13 protein-coding genes are annotated in these 16,147 nt (G+C 70.0%); 5 read left to right on the forward strand and 8 right to left on the reverse strand.

Annotated features, from left to right (window positions below; all coding sequences use genetic code 11):
* Positions 1-2: 2 nt before the first annotated feature.
* A complete protein-coding gene (locus ACIOHP_RS01135; RefSeq protein WP_401882164.1) occupies positions 3-632 on the forward strand; it encodes a TetR/AcrR family transcriptional regulator in 630 nt (209 codons plus the stop codon).
* A gap of 33 nt (positions 633-665) precedes the next feature.
* Positions 666-1,397: a Mut7-C RNAse domain-containing protein gene (locus tag ACIOHP_RS01140; RefSeq protein ID WP_267014979.1), complete on the forward strand. Its 732-nt coding sequence runs from the start codon at positions 666-668 to the stop codon at positions 1,395-1,397.
* Here the strand turns inward: ACIOHP_RS01140 and ACIOHP_RS01145 are convergent.
* From ACIOHP_RS01145 to ACIOHP_RS01170, 6 genes are all read right to left on the reverse strand, one after another.
* Positions 1,384-3,783 carry a galactose oxidase-like domain-containing protein gene (locus ACIOHP_RS01145; protein WP_401882168.1) on the reverse strand — a complete coding sequence of 800 codons (2,400 nt, stop codon included), beginning with the start codon at positions 3,781-3,783 and terminating at the stop codon, positions 1,384-1,386. The genes ACIOHP_RS01140 and ACIOHP_RS01145 overlap by 14 nt on opposite strands.
* Positions 3,780-4,943, reverse strand: coding sequence for a glycosyltransferase (locus tag ACIOHP_RS01150; protein ID WP_401882171.1), 1,164 nt, complete (start codon positions 4,941-4,943; stop codon positions 3,780-3,782). Before ACIOHP_RS01150 ends, ACIOHP_RS01145 begins: the two co-directional genes overlap by 4 nt.
* Complete coding sequence (locus ACIOHP_RS01155; protein ID WP_401882174.1) at positions 4,940-6,559, reverse strand: phospholipid carrier-dependent glycosyltransferase; 1,620 nt, start codon at positions 6,557-6,559, stop codon at positions 4,940-4,942. Before ACIOHP_RS01155 ends, ACIOHP_RS01150 begins: the two co-directional genes overlap by 4 nt.
* The gene (locus ACIOHP_RS01160) at positions 6,556-7,824 is read right to left on the reverse strand and encodes a glycosyltransferase (protein ID WP_361548597.1); all 1,269 of its coding nucleotides are present in this window, start codon (positions 7,822-7,824) and stop codon (positions 6,556-6,558) included. Before ACIOHP_RS01160 ends, ACIOHP_RS01155 begins: the two co-directional genes overlap by 4 nt.
* A 183-nt stretch (positions 7,825-8,007) precedes the next feature.
* Positions 8,008-10,038 carry a thioredoxin domain-containing protein gene (locus ACIOHP_RS01165; RefSeq protein ID WP_401882176.1) on the reverse strand — a complete coding sequence of 677 codons (2,031 nt, stop codon included), beginning with the start codon at positions 10,036-10,038 and terminating at the stop codon, positions 8,008-8,010.
* Positions 10,019-10,609, reverse strand: coding sequence for an ArsR/SmtB family transcription factor (locus ACIOHP_RS01170; protein WP_401882179.1), 591 nt, complete (start codon positions 10,607-10,609; stop codon positions 10,019-10,021). The genes ACIOHP_RS01165 and ACIOHP_RS01170 overlap by 20 nt, the downstream gene beginning before the upstream one ends.
* A 90-nt stretch (positions 10,610-10,699) precedes the next feature.
* On the opposite strand from ACIOHP_RS01170, the gene ACIOHP_RS01175 reads away from it, so the two are divergent.
* Entirely contained in the window at positions 10,700-11,098 is a 399-nt protein-coding gene (locus ACIOHP_RS01175) for a hypothetical protein (RefSeq protein WP_361548588.1), read from the forward strand.
* Between the two features lie 32 nt (positions 11,099-11,130).
* Entirely contained in the window at positions 11,131-14,331 is a 3,201-nt protein-coding gene (locus ACIOHP_RS01180; protein WP_401882182.1) for a tetratricopeptide repeat protein, read from the forward strand.
* 28 nt (positions 14,332-14,359) lie between these two features.
* Here the strand turns inward: ACIOHP_RS01180 and ACIOHP_RS01185 are convergent, their stop codons facing one another.
* Complete coding sequence (locus ACIOHP_RS01185; RefSeq protein ID WP_361548582.1) at positions 14,360-14,608, reverse strand: hypothetical protein; 249 nt, start codon at positions 14,606-14,608, stop codon at positions 14,360-14,362.
* Positions 14,601-15,461 (reverse strand): mycothiol conjugate amidase Mca, encoded by an 861-nt coding sequence (mca, locus tag ACIOHP_RS01190; protein ID WP_361481339.1) that lies wholly within the window; start codon positions 15,459-15,461, stop codon positions 14,601-14,603. The genes ACIOHP_RS01185 and mca overlap by 8 nt, the downstream gene beginning before the upstream one ends.
* Positions 15,462-15,588: 127 nt before the next feature.
* Here mca and ACIOHP_RS01195 point away from each other — a divergent pair, with 127 nt between their 5' ends.
* Positions 15,589-15,987, forward strand: coding sequence for a DUF4307 domain-containing protein (locus ACIOHP_RS01195; protein WP_361548579.1), 399 nt, complete (start codon positions 15,589-15,591; stop codon positions 15,985-15,987).
* Positions 15,988-16,147: the final 160 nt, after the last annotated feature.

Here is a 16,147-nt window from a genome sequence, read left to right on the forward strand (position 1 = left end):
CCATGTCACCCGCACGCTCCCTCCCGCTCACCGACGCCCCCCAGCTGGGACTTCGCGAGCGGAAGAAGATCAAGACCCGGACGGCGATCCGCGACGCGACGTACGCCCTGATCAAGGAACAGGGCTACGACGCCACCACCGTCGAGCAGATCGCCGAGCGGGCCGAGGTGTCGCCGTCCACGGTCTTCCGCTACTTCCCCACCAAGGAGGACATCGTCCTCACGGACGAGTACGACCCGATCATCCTGGGCGAGCTGCGCAACCGGCCGGCGGACGAGGCGTGGGTCGACTCGATGCGGTACGTCATGAAGAAGGCCATCAGCTTCGGGCTCGAGCGGGAACCCGAGATCACCCGTATGCGGTCCCATCTGCTGGTCCAGGTCCCCGCGGTGCGGTCCCGGATGCGCGAGCACATCGCGGTCACCAGCCGCATGCTCGCCGAGGCCGTCGCCGAGCGCACTGGCTGGGACAAGGACGCCCTGGAGGTACGGGTCTACACGATGTCCCTCATCAGCGGCTTCGGGGAGATCGCCCAGTACTGGGCCGAGAGCGGCTTCCAGGACGACCTCGTCGACCTCGTCGACCGCACCGTGGAGGTCCTCGTGAACGGCCTGCCGGTCCGGAAAACCTGAGGCCGCCGACGCCTGACATGACATCCTGACCAGGTGAACGGACCGGAGATCCACGTCGAATTCGCCCCCAGGCTGGCCCTGTTCGTCCCGCACGAACGCCGCCACGGCTCCACCACGGTCACCACCGACGGCGTCTCGACCCTCGGCCATGTCGTCGAGTCCCTCGGCGTCCCGCTGACCGAGGTCGGCACCCTCCTCGTGGACGGCCGCGAGGTACCCAGGTCGTACGTCCCCGCCGTCGGCGACTCCGTGGCCGTACGGGACGTCGAGCGCCCCCAGCGAGTGCCCGGCGCTCCGCTGCGCTTCCTCCTCGACGTCCACCTCGGCACCCTCGCCCGCCGGCTGCGCCTGCTCGGCGTGGACACGGCGTACGAGTCGACGGACATCGGCGATCCGGCCCTCGCCACCCGCTCCGCCGTCCAGCAGCGGGTCATGCTCAGCCGCGACCGGGGCCTGCTGCGCCGCCGCGAACTGTGGGCCGGCGCCTACGTCTACAGCACCCGCCCCGAGGAGCAGCTCCGCGACATCCTCGACCGGTTCCGCCCCGAGCTACGGCCCTGGACGCGCTGCACCGCCTGCAACGGCCTGCTCAGGGAGGCCACCAAGGAGGAGGTGGCGGACCAGCTGGCCGGCGGCACACACCGGTCGTACGACGTGTTCGCGCAGTGCACCCAGTGCGGGCGCGCCTACTGGAAGGGCGCGCACCACGAACAGCTGGAGGCCATCGTGGCGCGCGCCCTGGCGGACTTCCCTAACGCTTCCTGAGGTCGGCCTTCCCGCAGGCGACCCCGTCCCCGTCGCGGTCGAGCCGCAGCGGGTCGTCCTTGCCGTTGACCTTCAGCCGGCCGTAGTCGTTCTTCTTCAGCCAGTCGCAGCGGGCCTTGGCGGTGGCCTTCACGCTCGGCGGGAAGTCGGTCGGCACACAGACGTTGATCGAGCCGTAGTGCCGGTCGCAGCCGGAGACGGTGACCGGCACCTTCTGCGAGGTGCGCTTCTTGCCGGGCTCGGTGACCTTGCCTTCGAGTGAGTCCGCGAAGGAGTGCACATGCGCCGAGGCGTCCGTCGCACCGAGCGCCGAAGGCCCTTGCAGATGAACCCACTTGGCCACCGACGGCACCCCGTTGGCGTCGACCGCGAAGAGCATGTACCAGCCGGGCGGGGCCAGATCGGGATTGCTCGTCACATTGAGGTCGACGTTGTTGCCGTCCACCGACAGCGGCAGATCGACGAACCGCTGGTTCGGGTCGGAGGAGTGCGTCACCGCGGCCGGACGGATCAACTCGGCCTTGACGATGGGCCGGTCGACGGTGATCCGCTGGGTGTCGCCGTAGGTCCACTCGGTGTCGATGACCGAAGTGATCGCCGGACGCGGGCCCTTGAGGAGATAGGGCGGCGTGTAGATCGACACGTTGTGGTTCCAGCTGCCGTTGCCCGGGTTGTCGCCGGTCGTCATCACCCGGCCGTCGGGGAGCAGGAACGCCGAGGAGTGGTAGCCGCGGGCCTCGGGGTCGGCGGCCACCGGGTCGAAGGTGCCGGTGGCCGGGTCGTAGAGCGACGACTCGTACACCGGATCGGCACGGTTGTGCAGCGCGCCGCCCGTCTCCAGCACCTTGCCGTCGGGCAGCAGGACGGCGGAGACGTACATCTTGCCCTGGTTGCCGGTCTGGGCCTGCTTGCCGTTGCCGAGGTCGACCGTGCCCTGCGGGAGCGGCGGACCGGCGGTGTAGGCCGGGTTGGCCTGCTTGAGGTCGATGACGTCGGTCAGGCGGTTGGCGTCCGGGTTGGAGTCGATGTTGCCGCCACCGATCGTGAGGACCTTCTGGTCCTGGGCGGGAGGCAGCAGCACGCTCGCCGACTGGTCCCGCTGGTCCTTGTTCTGGAGCCCCGGGACCTGGGTGACCGTGTTGGCGTCGTAGTCGTAGATCGCGCTGCCGGTGCCCGGGATGTTGTTGCCGAAGACATGGCTGCCCGAGTAGAAGAGGCGGCCGTCCTGCATCAGGATCATCGACGGGTACAGGCCCCAGTACGACCAGGTCTGGTTGACCTTCCAGAGCTCCAGCCACTTCTGCTCGGCGTCCGACCACAGCTCGGCGGTCACCGAACCGGTGGAGTCCTCGCGCAGCCCGCCGAAGGAGATGACGTCACCGTTGCCGAGGATCGTCGCCGACGGGTACCAGTGGCCGTCGTTCATGTCGTTGGTCTTGCTGTACGTCTCGCTGACCGGATCGAAGACGTACGAGTCCTTGAACCCCTCGTAGCCGTGCCCGCCCGCGACCGGGTACGCCTTGTTCCCGCTCATCACCAGCACGCGCCCGTCCTGGAGCTGGACGTGCCCGGAGCAGAACATGTCCTTGGGCGTGGGGATCACCTTGTACGTGCCGTTGACCGGGTCGTACACGGCCGAGGTGAAGGTGCCCGCGTTGAACTGCTCCTCGCTGTTGCCGGAGCCCGCGATCAGCAGCACCTTGCCGTTGTTGAGGACGACGGAGTGCATGGAGCGCACCGGGTTCTGGGTGGGCAGCACGTCCCAGCGGCCGTTGGCGCACTGCTCGGCGGTGCCCGTGCACTGCGGTACGGGGACGGGGTCGGCGACCTGCTCCATGGTGTAGTCGTCGGTGGTGGCGGATCCGGTGCCGTAGACGGAGACACCCCAGGTGATGCGGTCGGTGCCGGTGGGGACCGCGGGCGTACGGACGCTCGCCTCGGTCCAGCCGCCGGCCATCTCCAGGGTCTTCAGGTCCGTCCAGTACTGCCAGCCGGCCGTCGTGTCGTGCCGGAACAGGGTGACCGACGCGTCCGGGGTCGTCGACTTGTACCAGAGGTTCAGGTCGTACTGCTTGCCCACGCTGACGACGGGGGCGCACTCCGCCGACTCGGTGATCAGCGCCTTGCGGTCGCCTTCGGTCCGGCGGGTCAGCTCGACCTTCATGGCTTTCGAGCCGGAGTGGGCGTCGGACGTGGTGGTGAAGGTGAAGTCGTTGTCGCCCCAGCCGGACTTCTCCCAGCAGTACGGCATGCCGCCGGTGCCGGCGGTCTCGAAGCCGGGGTTCTTGATGAGGTTGGCGGCGGAGGCGGGCTGCGGGGCGGTCAGGAGCAGCCCCGCGGTCAGAACGCCCACGGCGAGCAGGGCGGTTCTCCGTCTGTGGTTCATGCGGTGCGGCTCCGGTTTCTGCGCGGGAGATAGACCAGCGCCTCGGTCCCGGCGAAGCGCAGGACGAACGTCGTCACCAGCGCCAGCGCGGTGGCGGACAGCGCGCCCATCCCGAACCGGTGCACGAACAGGGCGATCAGGGGGATGCGCAGCACCAGGTCGGCGTTGGCGATCAGGGCGAACCGGCCGGCGCGGTCCCACCAGCGCCGGTGCCGGCGGCGGTCGCGGAACAGCAGATGCTCGATGAGCAGGAAGTTCCAGGCGACGCCGAGCTGGTTGGCGAGGATCTCGGCCGGTACGTAGTGCATGCCGAGGACGGTGAGGGCGTACAGCCCGAGCAGGTTGGGCACGAAGCCGGTCGCGCCGATCAGGCCGAAGCCGACCATGCGGGCGACCGGCGAGGCGGTGCGCAGACCGACCAGGTGACGCAGGAAGCGCAGGCCCTCCTGGGCGCTGGACTTGGACTCGCCCGCGTACCGGTCCTGGAAGACGAAGGGCACCTCGGTGACCGCGCGGGGGCGGCTGCGGACGGCGAGTTCGAGGAGGATCTTGTAGCCGAGGGGCTTCAGGACGTCGGCCGTGATGTCGCTGCGGCGGATGGCGAAGAAGCCGCTCATCGGGTCGCTGATGCCGTGCAGCCGGCGCGGGAAGAGGGACTTGGTCAGCCAGGTCGCCGCCCTGGACACGGCCACGCGGTAGTTGCCCGCGAGCCCGGCGCGGCTGCCGCCCTTGATGTACCGGGAGGCGACGACGAGACCGGCGTTCGCCCGCTCCCCCGTCGCGACCAGCTCCGGGACCAGGGACGGCGGATGCTGGCAGTCGCCGTCCATCACGACGACCCAGTCCGACCCGGCCGCCTTCATCCCCTCCACGACCGCCCCGCCGAGCCCGCCGACCGGCTCGTCGCGGTGCAGCACGGTCACCGGGAACGGGCAGTCCTTGGCGGCCTCGTGGATCACCTCGGGGGTGTCGTCGGTGGAGTCGTCCACGAAGACGACCTCGCAGGGGAGTCTGGCCGGCACCGACTCGGTGATCTGATGGAGCAGTTGGCGGATGTTCGCGGACTCGTTGTACGTCGGTACGACGATGGTGACGGCACCGGGCTCGGGGATCTCGGTGATCCGTACGGCCGGGACGGGAGTCGTGTACTCGTGGGTCATCGAACGCCTCCGGAGACGGTCTGGATCTGCCGGATCTCGATCCGGTCCGCACCGGCGCCGAAGACGGCGACCGGCGTCGAGTGCTGGATGGCGGCCTTCACATTGGGCAGGTCCGCCGCGTCACGCCGCACGGTCGGGGAGGCGACGACGTAGTCGAGGTCCTTCCAGCCGTGCGGCATCGTCTTGGTCACCGCCGGGTCGAGGTCGGCCTTGTAGAACCAGATGGCGCCGAGCCCGGGCCGGTACCCGGCGTGCACCAGGTCCAGCCAGAGCGCGTCGTCCACGAGCACCCGCGTCTTCTCCGGCTGATCCACCTCGGTCGCCAGCCACTTGGAGGCGGCCCGGTAGGGGGCGTTGGCGTCGGCGGTGACGGCGGTGCGGTCACCGTCGTACCAGCGCGGGACGACGTAGGCGCCGGCGGCGATCGCGAGGACGGCGGCGAGGGCGTACCGGCCGCCGCGGGGCAGCCGGTGGCTTCTGCGCAGGACGGCATGGGCGACGGAGGCGGTGCCCCCGGCCAGCACGAGCGCGAGGAACGGCAGCGCCTGGATGACGTACATCGCGGGCAGATAGCCGTTGGGGCGCAGGGCGAGCCCGGCGAGGATCGCGACCGTCAGCGCCGGTCCGGCCAGTGCGCGGGCGGTGACCGACCAGCGCCAGGTGGCCAGCAGCAGGAGCGCGCCGACGAGACCGCCCAGCGGCAGGACACGGTCGTAGTAGAGCCACGACCGCAGCACCCCGTGGGAACCGGACCCCTGGTCGAGGATGAAGCCCGAACCGGGCCTGGTCATCTGGTACTTGACCCCGTCCCACAACGACACGTGACCGCCGCCGGACAGCAACTCCCCCTTGAGCAGGGCGAACAGGGGGTATGCGAGGCCGAGCAGCGTGCATGCGGTGATCGCGCCGGTGAGGGCGAACTTGCGGGTGTCCCGGTGGCTGTGGCGCCACATGGTGAGCAGCAGCGCCGGCAGGACGACGAGCATCGTCTCCTTGGTGAGGACGGCCGTCGCGGCGGCGATGCCCGCACCGAAGTGGTGCCAGAGGTGGCGGCTCGGGGACGCGGCGAGGGTGAACGCGAGGAGCGTCCACATCACCGCGAGGTTGTCCAGGAAGATCTCCCGCTGGAGGACGACGGAGAGCGGGGAGAGCCCGAACAGGGCCATGCCGAGCCCGGCGGCCCAGCGCGGCAGGGCGAGCCGGCGCCCGAGGACGTACACCAGGGCCGCGCTGACCGCGCTGATCAGCAGCATCATCACCCGCATCGAGCCGACGGTCATCGACTCCGGGCTCAGCATCTTCGGTATCCAGGTGAGCACCGCTATCTGGATCCAACCGAGCGGCGGGTGGTCGTACCAGTAGGTGTAGTGGGCGAGGCCCTTGCCCTCCTGGACGGCCCAGGCCTGGGCGAGGTAGGTGCCCTCGTCATCGCTGAGGGTCGGGTAGTCGGCGATGTTCCAGCCCTGGACGGTGAGGATCGCCACGAGGAGCGCACCGCACAGGAGGAGGTCGGGGCGTTTCGACGGTGCCGTTCGGCCGGCCGGACGCACATCAGGCGCAGGCTGCCGCTGCGCGGGGACCTGGGGAGCGGTCACCGCGGGAAGGGTGGAGGTCACGCGGGGACGTCCTCTCGGAGCGCCGGCGCCTGGTTCAGATGCGCACCGACATGAGTGGTCAACTCCCAGTCGTTCCGGCCGCGTTGCTCACGCCATACGGCGCGGACGGCGGCCCCGGCGAGGAGCACCTGGTAGAAGGGGCCGCCCACGACGAGCTTGAGGTAGTGGACGGAGCGGACGCGCAGGCCGTACTGCTTGCCGAAGTCATGCAGTCCGACGACCTCGAAGACGAAGGTGACCAGTGCGGTGACCGCCGGCAGGAAGGTGATGAAGGCGACGCCGACCGGCACGTCGAGGAAGAGCGCGATCGCCACGTTGAGCGGGATGACGACGCCGGAGAAGGCCTGAAGGAACGGCGTCATGAGGGTGTAGCGGGCGAGCAACCGCTGTCCGAGACCGGGGAGTTGCTTCCAGTCCTGCTTCCGGTAGACCTGGAGGAAACCCTGGTTCCAGCGGGTGCGCTGCTTGAGCAGCGACATGAGCGAGCCGGGGGTCTCCTCCCGGGTCACCATGTCGGAGTCGTAGGCGACGACGACCTTCTTGCCGACGCTGGAGAGCCGTACGCCCAGGTCGCAGTCCTCGGCGAGACAGTCGGGATCCCAGCCCCCGGCCTCCTTGAGGGTGTCGGTCCGCACGAAGACGGTGTTGCCGCCGAGCGGGATGAACCCCTTCTGCGCGTGCAGGTGCAGCCGGGAGCGGAACCAGAAGAAGTACTCCAGGCAGTTGCGCAGGCTGTACCAGCTGGAGTGGAAGTTGATGAGCTGCACACCGCCCTGGACGACATCGGCCCCGGTGGTCCTGAAGGCGTGGTCGACATGGGCGAGGAGCTCGGGGTGGACCTGGTCCTCGGCGTCGAAGACTCCGACGACGTCGCCGCGGCAGTGTGGAAGCGCCGTGTTCATGGCCTTCGGCTTGTTCTTCTTCTCGTGGGTGTCGACGACGACGCGGACGCGCGGATCACGCGCCGCCGCCTTCTCGGCCACTGCCGTGGTCTCCGGGTCGTCGTGCCCGACGATGACGATGATCTCGAAGTCGGTGTGGCTGGACTCCAGCAGCCGCTGGATGGTGTGGTCCAGCACGGCCTGTTCGTGCCGCGCGGGCAGCAGCAGCGAGAACGACACCTGCTCGCCCCCGTCCGGTCTGCTGAACCGGGTGGAGGCGAGCACCTCGGGCGTGCGCCACGCGTGCATCTGCCACCACAAGGTGAACGCTGCCATCCAGAACAAGGCGAGCGAGACGGCAGCGATGAAGACAGACGTAAGCAACAGATCCCCCCAGATCCCCAAACCCCCTGTCACGACGGTCAGTTACATCCGCCGCGATCACTGTGGAGAGGTTATGGGTGATCTGTGAACAGACGGATCTGTTCCCATAAATAGTGTGTTTCGGAGAAGTGTGGTGCCTTAGGGGCGAATCCGAACACCGGATGACTGCCGGGTAACGGCGTTTCAGCCGTTCAGCGCCGCGCGCAGCCGGTCCGGGTCGGTCGTCGGAGCGTCACAGGTGAAGTTACGGCAGACGTACGCGGTTGGTTCACCGCCCACGAGAGGTCGGTCCGCGAGCAGGGGCAGTTCGTCACTCCCCGTCGCCCCGACGGCGACGACGGCCCCGGGGGCGGTGCCGAGAAGTGCCGTACGGTGCAGGGCCTTTGTGCCCGGGTCGTCGAGCGCGGGCCCGACGACGGCGACCTCCCGCGGCCCGTCGAGCAGCGCCTCGGCGACGGCGAGCCCCCACCCGATGAACCGCGGCACCCGCGGACCGAGCGCCTTGACGACCCCGAGGGCCTTCCCGGCGGCCGTGCGATGGGGCTCGGCACCGGTCTGGGCGGCATAGCCGAGCAGGGCACCGGCGGCAGCCGTCCATCCCGAGGGAGCCGCGTTGTCGGTCGGGTCCTGAGGGCGCCGGATCAACCGCTCGGCGTCGGAGGCGGTGTCGAACAGCGCGCCGGACTCCTCGTCGACGAACCGTGCCAGGACGTGGTCGAGCAGGAAGCCGGCGAACTCCAGCCAGACCCCTTCACCGGTGACCGAGGCCAGCGCGAGGAAACCCTCGGCGACATCGGCGTAGTCCTCCAACACCCCCGCGTTGGCGCCCGCGTGACCGTCCTTGCTGGTACGCGAGAGCCGCGCCTGCTCGTCGAGATGCAGCCGTACGAGGAGGTCGGCGGCCCCGACCGCGGCGTCGACGAGGTCGGGCCGGTCGAAGTAGGCGCCGGTCTCGGCGAGCGCGGCGATCGCCAGCCCGTTCCAGGCGGCCACCACCTTGTCGTCCCGGCCGGGAGCGGGACGCCGGCCCCGCGCCTCCAGCAGCCGGCCCTTCACGGACTCGATGTGCCCGGCGTCGAACACGCCCTCGTGCTGCGGAAGCTGGAGGACGGAGGCACCCTCTTCGAAGGTCCCCTCCTCGGTGACGCCGAAGTACTGGGCGGCGAGTTCGGCGTCCTGGGCCCCGAGGACCTCGGTGAGCTGCTCGGGCGTCCAGACGTAATAGGCCCCCTCGACATGCCTGCCGCTGCCGTCATCGCTGTCCGCGTCGAGCGCGGAGGCGAACCCGCCTTCCGCGGTGCGCAGTTCGCGCACCATGAAGTCGGCGGTCTCCAGGGCGACCCGGCGGGCGAGCTCGGAACCGGTGGAGCGCCAGAGATGGGCGTAGACGCGGCAGAGCAGGGCGTTGTCGTAGAGCATCTTCTCGAAGTGCGGCACGACCCACTCGCGGTCGACGGAGTAGCGCGCGAACCCGCCCCCGAGCTGGTCGTAGATTCCCCCGCGGGCCATCCGCTCACAGGTGTCCCGCGCCATCTGGAGCGCGCCCTCGGAGCCGGTCCGGGCGTGATGCCGCAGCAGGAACTCGAGGACCATGGACGGCGGGAACTTCGGCGCGCCGCCGAATCCGCCGCGCTGCGGGTCGTACTCCCGGGTCAGCCCGAGCAGCGCCTTGGCGAGCTCCTCCTCACCGGGTGCCTGGGTGTCGCCGTAACTGATCTCCCGTCCGGCGAGATCCCGCACGATCTTCCCGGCCACCTCCGCGACCTCGTCCCGCTTGTCGCTCCAGGCACTCCGCACGCCCTCCAGGACCTGCCGGAAGGACGGCATGCCGTGCCGGGGCGCGGGCGGGAAGTACGTGCCGAAGTAGAAGGGTTCGGCGTCCGGGGTGAGGAACACGGTCATGGGCCAGCCGCCCTGCCCGGTGGCGGCCTGGACGGCCTCCATGTAGACGGCGTCGACGTCGGGGCGTTCTTCCCGGTCGACCTTGACGCTCACGAAATGGGCGTTGAGGTAGTCGGCGGTCTCCTGGTCCTCGAAGGACTCGTGAGCCATGACGTGACACCAGTGGCAGCTGCTGTATCCGACGCTGAGCAGGACCGGCTTGTTGCTCTTGCGGGCCTCCTCGAAGGCCTCGTCGGACCAGGGCCACCAGTCGACGGGGTTGTCGGCGTGCTGGAGCAGATACGGGGACGTCTCATGGGCCAGTCGGTTCACCGTTCCACTCTCCCACGCCGTCCGGTACGGCGTAGAAGCGCAGGGAGACCGGGCGCGCCCCCTCGGGGGCGTCCTCGCGCGCGTGGCTGTAGCTCTCCAGGAGGGCGTTGTAGTCGCGCAGGAAGGCGTGGAGTTCGTCCTGGGTCATCCAGCCGCCGTGCCGTTGGACCTGGGCCCATCCCTCCGGGCCCCGGTACTCCTGGTGGGCGCGGCGGAAGAGCTCCGTGTCCACGTCGATCTTCAGCAGGGCGAGGTGCTCGGCGGCGGCGTACTCCTCGGCCGTCATCGTCGCCGGGTCGGGGGTGGTGTGGCGGAAGGGCAGGGTCCGCCACCAGCGTTCGCGGCCGCCGGACTTCTCCGGGATCTCCTCGATGAGCCGCTGCTCGGCGAGTTTGCGCAGGTGGTAGCTGGTCGTGCCCGAGCTCTCGCCGAGCTCCCTGGCGAGCACGGTGGAGTTCGCCTCGCCGTGCTCGCCGAGGAACTCGAGGATCCGGCGGCGCAGCGGGTTGCCGAGGGACTTGTAGAGGGCGGTGCGTTCGAGGCTGGTCAGCTCGGGCGGGCCGTCGGTCATGCAGTCACGGTAACCCTGAGAACCCTGAGCCATCCCTGATGTCTGCCGACTTTTCTTTGCAGAACTTTCTCTGCGATCTACGGTGGGCGCATGCGAAGCAAATGGCTGCTTGTCCTGCTCGGTTCCGCCGCCGTCCTGCTCGTGCCGTGGATGGTCGTCCTCGCCCTGACCCTGCCGAGTCGTACGGAGGTCAGGAACTGGTCGCTGGCCTGGATCGGCCTCGACGTCCTGATGGCCACGGGCTGTGCGGCCACGGCGTTGCTGGGCCTGCGCGGTGACCCACGCGCACATCTCACGGCGTCCGCGACCGCCGCCACCGCCGCACTGGACGCCTGGTTCGACATCACCACCGCACCGCCGGGCTCCGCCCTCGCCCAGGCACTGGCGTGTGCGGTGGCGGAGGCCGCGCTCGCCGGCGCCTGTGTCTTTCTCGCACTCGGTGATCGTCGGCCCTCTCGCATTGACGGCTCCCCCGAAGGACACTCATAGACAAGGAAGTTGTCACCGGAGGGGGACGTGACATGCGGGACAGCCATCGGGCGGACGCCGAGCGGCTGTTGGCACGGGCCGTGGAGGAGGAGGTGCGGCGCTCCGGCGGGCGTACCGACGGGCCGGTGCTGATGGCGCGAGGGCGTGGGGCGCTGGACGCCATGGCGCAGAGCGCCGCGGAGGAGTACGAGGCCTACACGCGCGCGCTGGACGAGGCCGCGGCCGGCCGGCTCACCTTCGGGCAGCGGTACGCGAAGGAGGGCGGCGGAACTCCGCTGATGGTGGCGGGCGTCGCGGCACTCGCGGCCGTCGTCACGGACCTGGCGCTCGGTACCGGCGCGGGTACGGCGCTCGGTGCGGGCGCGGCCGTCGGCGTCGTGGGTGCCGCGGCGACCGTGGTGAAGGTCGCCGGTACCCATCTGCCGGCCGCGCACCATCAGGCGGGCGCGGTGGGACAGCCGGGCGGTCCCGAGCAGTTGCGGCTGGCGTGGCTGACGGCGCTGGAGGTGCGGGGCATCCGGCCCTTCCTCGACCAGCAGCGGGTGCTGAGCGCCTCGACGGGGCCGAAGAAGACGGGGCCCCGGCTGAAGGGCGCCGACAAGAGCGCGGCGGCGCGCGGCCGGAACGTGCTGCAGCAGTCGTTCGGTCAACTCCCGGAACCGGTGGCCGCGTTCGCGGGCCGGCGGCAGGAGCTGGGGCGGATCCGGCAGTGGGTGCAGGCGGCCCGGGCGAGCACGGAGACCCGGCCGACGGTGGTGGTGCTGCACGGGTCCTCGGGCAGCGGTCGTTCGGCCCTCGCGTTGCAGGCGGCCCACGATCTCAAGGACTACTTCCGCGGCGCGTGCGTCGTGGACCTGCGCGGCGACAGCCCGGAGGAACCGCCGCTGTCGACGCGGGACGCCCTGTTGCATCTGCTGAACCGGCTGGGCGCGCCCCGCGAGCAACTCCTCTTCCGTGAGCGCTCCTCACCGGACCAGCAGGTCAAGCGGCTGGGCGAGCTGTACCACCAGCATCTGACGGGGCTGCCGGTGACGATCGTCCTGGACGACGCCTCGGACCCCGAACAGGTCCGCACCCTCGTCCCCGAGCGCTCCGACAGCCTGGTCCTGGTCACCGCCCGTACCTCCCTGGACCTGCCCGCCGAACTGCCGGCCTGGGTGCACCAGTTGCCGGTCGAGGCGCTGGACGCGGCGGGCGCGGAGGAGTTGCTGGGGGCGGCGGCGCAGGACGCGTCGGGTCCGTACGACGCCGATGCGACCGACCGGGTGCGGGAGTTGTGCGGGGGCCTGCCGCTGGCGCTGCGTGTCGCGGGTTCGTCCCTCGGCCCGCGCTCACCGCGCGCGCTCGCCTCCGACCTGGGGGCGTACGGTCCGGTGGAGCCGGTCGAGCGGGTGCTGTGGCTGCGCTACACCGATCAGTCGGACACCGCCCGGCGACTGCTGCGACGGCTGGCCCTGGCCGGCCGGGCGTCCCTGGGCGCGGCGGCGGCCGCGGCGCTGCTGGCCACCGACCAGGCGGAGGCGACCCGCCAGTTGGTCACGCTGTCCCGGGCGGGCCTGATCGACCACGTCCGCGGCGACCGCTACCGCCTGCACGATCTGGTCCGCGCCTTCGCCCAGGCCCGCCTCCTGGACGAGGAGGAACCGGCCGAGCGCAACTCTGCGCAGGAACGTCTCATCGTGAACTACGCCGAGCTGGCCGACTCGGTCCTGCGCCTGGTCGACGGCAACATGTCGACCCGCTCGGACCGCTTCAGCCCGCACGGCTTCACCTCCCTGGACGAGGCGCTGCGCTGGCTGGACGACGAGTCGAGCTTCATCACCTCGACCCTGCGCCATGCGGAGGGCGTGAACCAGGGGGCGGTGCTCAACCTCCTGGGCGCCCTGTGCGACTACTGCCTCCTGCGCGGCGACCTCTACCGCCTGGGCGAGATCAGCGAGCTGGCGCAGGCGGTGGACCAGGGTCTGCTGCTGAGGTCGGTCCAGTGGCGTACGGGCATCGCGGCCCGCCAGCTCGGCGAGCTGGACAAGGCCCGCACGACCCTGACCTCGGTGGTCGACCTCTACATGGAGGCCCACCACGACGCGGGCGCGGCCCGTGCCCTGTGCTCCCTCGGCATCACCCTGCACCACCAGGGCAACCTGACGGAGGCCGCGGCGAAGCTCCACGAGGCCCTCGATCTCCAGGCGGCCCCCGCACTGGCCACCGACCGGGCCTGGACCATGCACGCGCTGGCGGCGGTGGAACGCGACCGGGCGCGGGTGGGCGAGGCCATGGAGCTGCTCACCCAATCGCTGGTCCTGCACCGCGCGGGCGAGTCCGTGCACGGCGAGGCCTGGGCCCACTTCCAGCTCGGCCAGCTGGGCCTGCGCATGGGCGACGTCCCCCGCGCGGAGACCGAGCTGCGCACCGCCCTGGACCTGTACGGCCGCACCCGCGACGCCCGTGGCGAGGCCTGGGCCCTGACCCAGCTGGCCCGCGCCCGTCTGGTCGCCGGCGACCCCTCCCCCGCGGTGGACGGCCTGCGCCAGGCGGCGTCCCGGCATCGCGACAACGAGGACGCCCGTGGCGAGGCGTGGACGGTGTACTACCTGGGCCAGGCGCTGGAGGAGACGGGCAACCTGGACCTGGCGGTACGGGAGCTGGAGAGGTCGAGAACCATGTTCTCGCGGATGCGGGACGTGTACGGCCTGGCCTGCGCCCGCCACCACTCGGCCCGGGTGACGCGCGACCAGCGCGCGGCACAGACCGGCTCGCTGCGGAACTCCGGCTTCGCGCGCCAGCTCCTGGTCGACGCGCGTGCGGACTTCCAGCGCATCGGCGTCGCCCACGGCGAGGCATGGACGTGCCTGGAACTGGCCGTGGTCGACGCCGGCAACACCCGCACCCAGCAGGCCCTGTCGCTGTGCGACGAGGCGATCGGCCTGTTCACGTCCTACGGAGACCGCCGCGGCGAGGACTGGGCCCGCTTCCTGCGCTGCACGCTGCTGCCGTACGCGGCGCCGGGCGGCGTCGAGGTCGGCACGGCGGTGGCTCAGGAGGACCTGTCGCAACTGGGCCGGAGCGGCCACCCGCTGCGGGACGAGAAGCTCGACGACTACGTCGAGGCGTACCAGCTCCTGCTGGAACGCGGAGTGAATCTGGAAGCCGGCTGGCAGGCGTGGCGCCTGGGCATGGTCCCGAACCGGCATGCCCGCGAGGTGATGGGGGTGGCGGTACCGGCCGGGAACTGACCGCCGCACACCCCCACGCCCGCGGGCGTCAGCTCTGGCGGGCCCTGGGCTCGGCCGAGGGCTCCTCGGACCCGGCCTCCGGGTCCGGGGTCTCCTTGAAGTCGACCTTGCCCATGTGCTTGCTCATCGACTTCATCAGCACCCACACGGCCAGGGCCATCGCCGCGAAGACGATGAAACCGAGGACGCCGGGGGTGACCTTGTCCTCGTCGACCTCCTTGGCGAAGGTCGCGAAGTGGGTCATTGCCAGGCTCACGCTTGCGCTCATGTCAGGCATTGTCCCGGATGCCCGCGAAGAGGTCGTCCTCGGGGAGGGAGGTATCGACGAGGGACTTCGCGAGCTCGTACTCCTCGGTCGGCCAGACCTCCTTCTGGACCTCCATCGGAACGCGGAACCAGCCGCCGTCGGGGTCGATCTGCGTGGCGTGCGCGATCAGCGCCTTGTCACGGATCTCGTAGAAGTCGGCGCACGGGATGTGCGTGGTCAGCGTGCGCTCGGTGCGCTCGATCTCGCTCCAGCGCTTGAGCCACTCCCCGTACGGCGACTCCAGTCCGCGCTCCAGCATCGCGTTGTGCAGCGCCTCGGTGCGCTGCCGGTTGAAGCCCTGGTTGTAGTAGAGCTTCCGCGGCTGGTACGCCGGGCCGAACTCCCCCTCCGGGTACTTCTCGGTGTCCGCCGCGCCCTCGAACGCCACCATCGAGATCTTGTGGGTCATGATGTGGTCGGGGTGCGGGTAGCCGCCGTTCTCGTCGTACGTCGTGATCACCTGCGGACGGAACGAGCGGATCTTGCGCACCAACTCGCCGGCCGCCTTGTCGACGTCCTCCAGGGCGAAGCAGCCCTCGGGGAGCGGGGGCAGCGGGTCGCCCTCGGGCAGGCCGGAGTCGACGAAGCCGAGCCACTCCTGCTTGACGCCGAGGATCTCGCGGGCCTCGTCCATCTCCTTCTTGCGTACCTCGTGGATGTGCTCCTCGATGTACTTGTCGCCCTGCAGCTTCGGATTGAGGATGGAGCCGCGCTCCCCGCCCGTGCAGGTCACGACCAGCACGTCCACCCCCTCGGACACGTACTTCGCCATGGTCGCCGCGCCCTTGCTCGACTCGTCGTCGGGGTGGGCGTGGACGGCCATCAGTCGCAGCTGGTCAGTCAAGACTCAATCCTTGGTAAGTCGGCGCCCCTGATGTGAACCGGGGCGATCGGCGCTTCTATAGTGACCGAATCGGGGGGCGAATAATTCCGGTGTCCGGAGGACGATCATGAGCACGGCGAGCACGCGACTGCCCGAGGGCCGTTACGGCCGTTCCTCGGACGAGCGCGCCGACCGCAAGCTCAAGATCGCCGGTGCCGTTCTCGGGGCGCTGCTGCTCGCGCTGATGGGTTATTTCGCCTACCACTACGTCGGCCAGAACAAGATCAGCGCCGAGGTGATCAGCTTCGAGCAGGAGAAGGACGCCGTGAAGGTGCATCTGGAGGTCCGCAAGGACTCCGGTGCGAGCGGCTACTGCACGCTGCGTTCCCAGGCCGAGAGCGGTGCCGAGGTCGGCCGGGCCGACTTCCGCTTCGACGGGGACGCCACCCGCATCGACAGGGTCGTCACACTGCGTACGACGTCACCGGGCACGACCGCGGAGCTGCTCGGCTGTCACGCCGACTGACCTCGTCCGCATTACGTACTTGCTGACCTGCTTCGATGTGATTCTGATGGCTTATGTCCTCCCCCTTGGGCCGCTGAATTGTTAGGCTCGTGGTTTCGCCCATCCGTGAAGGAACATTCTTCTGGGTAGGGCGATGCTTTGTATTCCCAGTACCTACGAG

This window comes from Streptomyces sp. NPDC087859 (assembly GCF_044742595.1).
In the GTDB taxonomy this organism is placed as follows: domain Bacteria; phylum Actinomycetota; class Actinomycetes; order Streptomycetales; family Streptomycetaceae; genus Streptomyces; species Streptomyces canus_F.

Excerpts from the sequence above, each read along its gene's own strand:
- ACIOHP_RS01135 (WP_401882164.1), top strand. The coding sequence starts at position 3 with ATGTCACCCGCACGCTCCCTCCCGCTCACCGACGCCCCCCAGCTGGGA.
- ACIOHP_RS01145 (WP_401882168.1), bottom strand. The coding sequence starts at position 3,783 with ATGAACCACAGACGGAGAACCGCCCTGCTCGCCGTGGGCGTTCTGACC.
- ACIOHP_RS01150 (WP_401882171.1), bottom strand. The coding sequence starts at position 4,943 with ATGACCCACGAGTACACGACTCCCGTCCCGGCCGTACGGATCACCGAG.
- ACIOHP_RS01170 (WP_401882179.1), bottom strand. The coding sequence starts at position 10,609 with ATGACCGACGGCCCGCCCGAGCTGACCAGCCTCGAACGCACCGCCCTC.
- ACIOHP_RS01175 (WP_361548588.1), top strand. The coding sequence starts at position 10,700 with ATGCGAAGCAAATGGCTGCTTGTCCTGCTCGGTTCCGCCGCCGTCCTG.
- ACIOHP_RS01180 (WP_401882182.1), top strand. The coding sequence starts at position 11,131 with ATGCGGGACAGCCATCGGGCGGACGCCGAGCGGCTGTTGGCACGGGCC.
- ACIOHP_RS01185 (WP_361548582.1), bottom strand. The coding sequence starts at position 14,608 with ATGCCTGACATGAGCGCAAGCGTGAGCCTGGCAATGACCCACTTCGCG.
- mca (WP_361481339.1), bottom strand. The coding sequence starts at position 15,461 with ATGGCCGTCCACGCCCACCCCGACGACGAGTCGAGCAAGGGCGCGGCG.
- ACIOHP_RS01195 (WP_361548579.1), top strand. The coding sequence starts at position 15,589 with ATGAGCACGGCGAGCACGCGACTGCCCGAGGGCCGTTACGGCCGTTCC.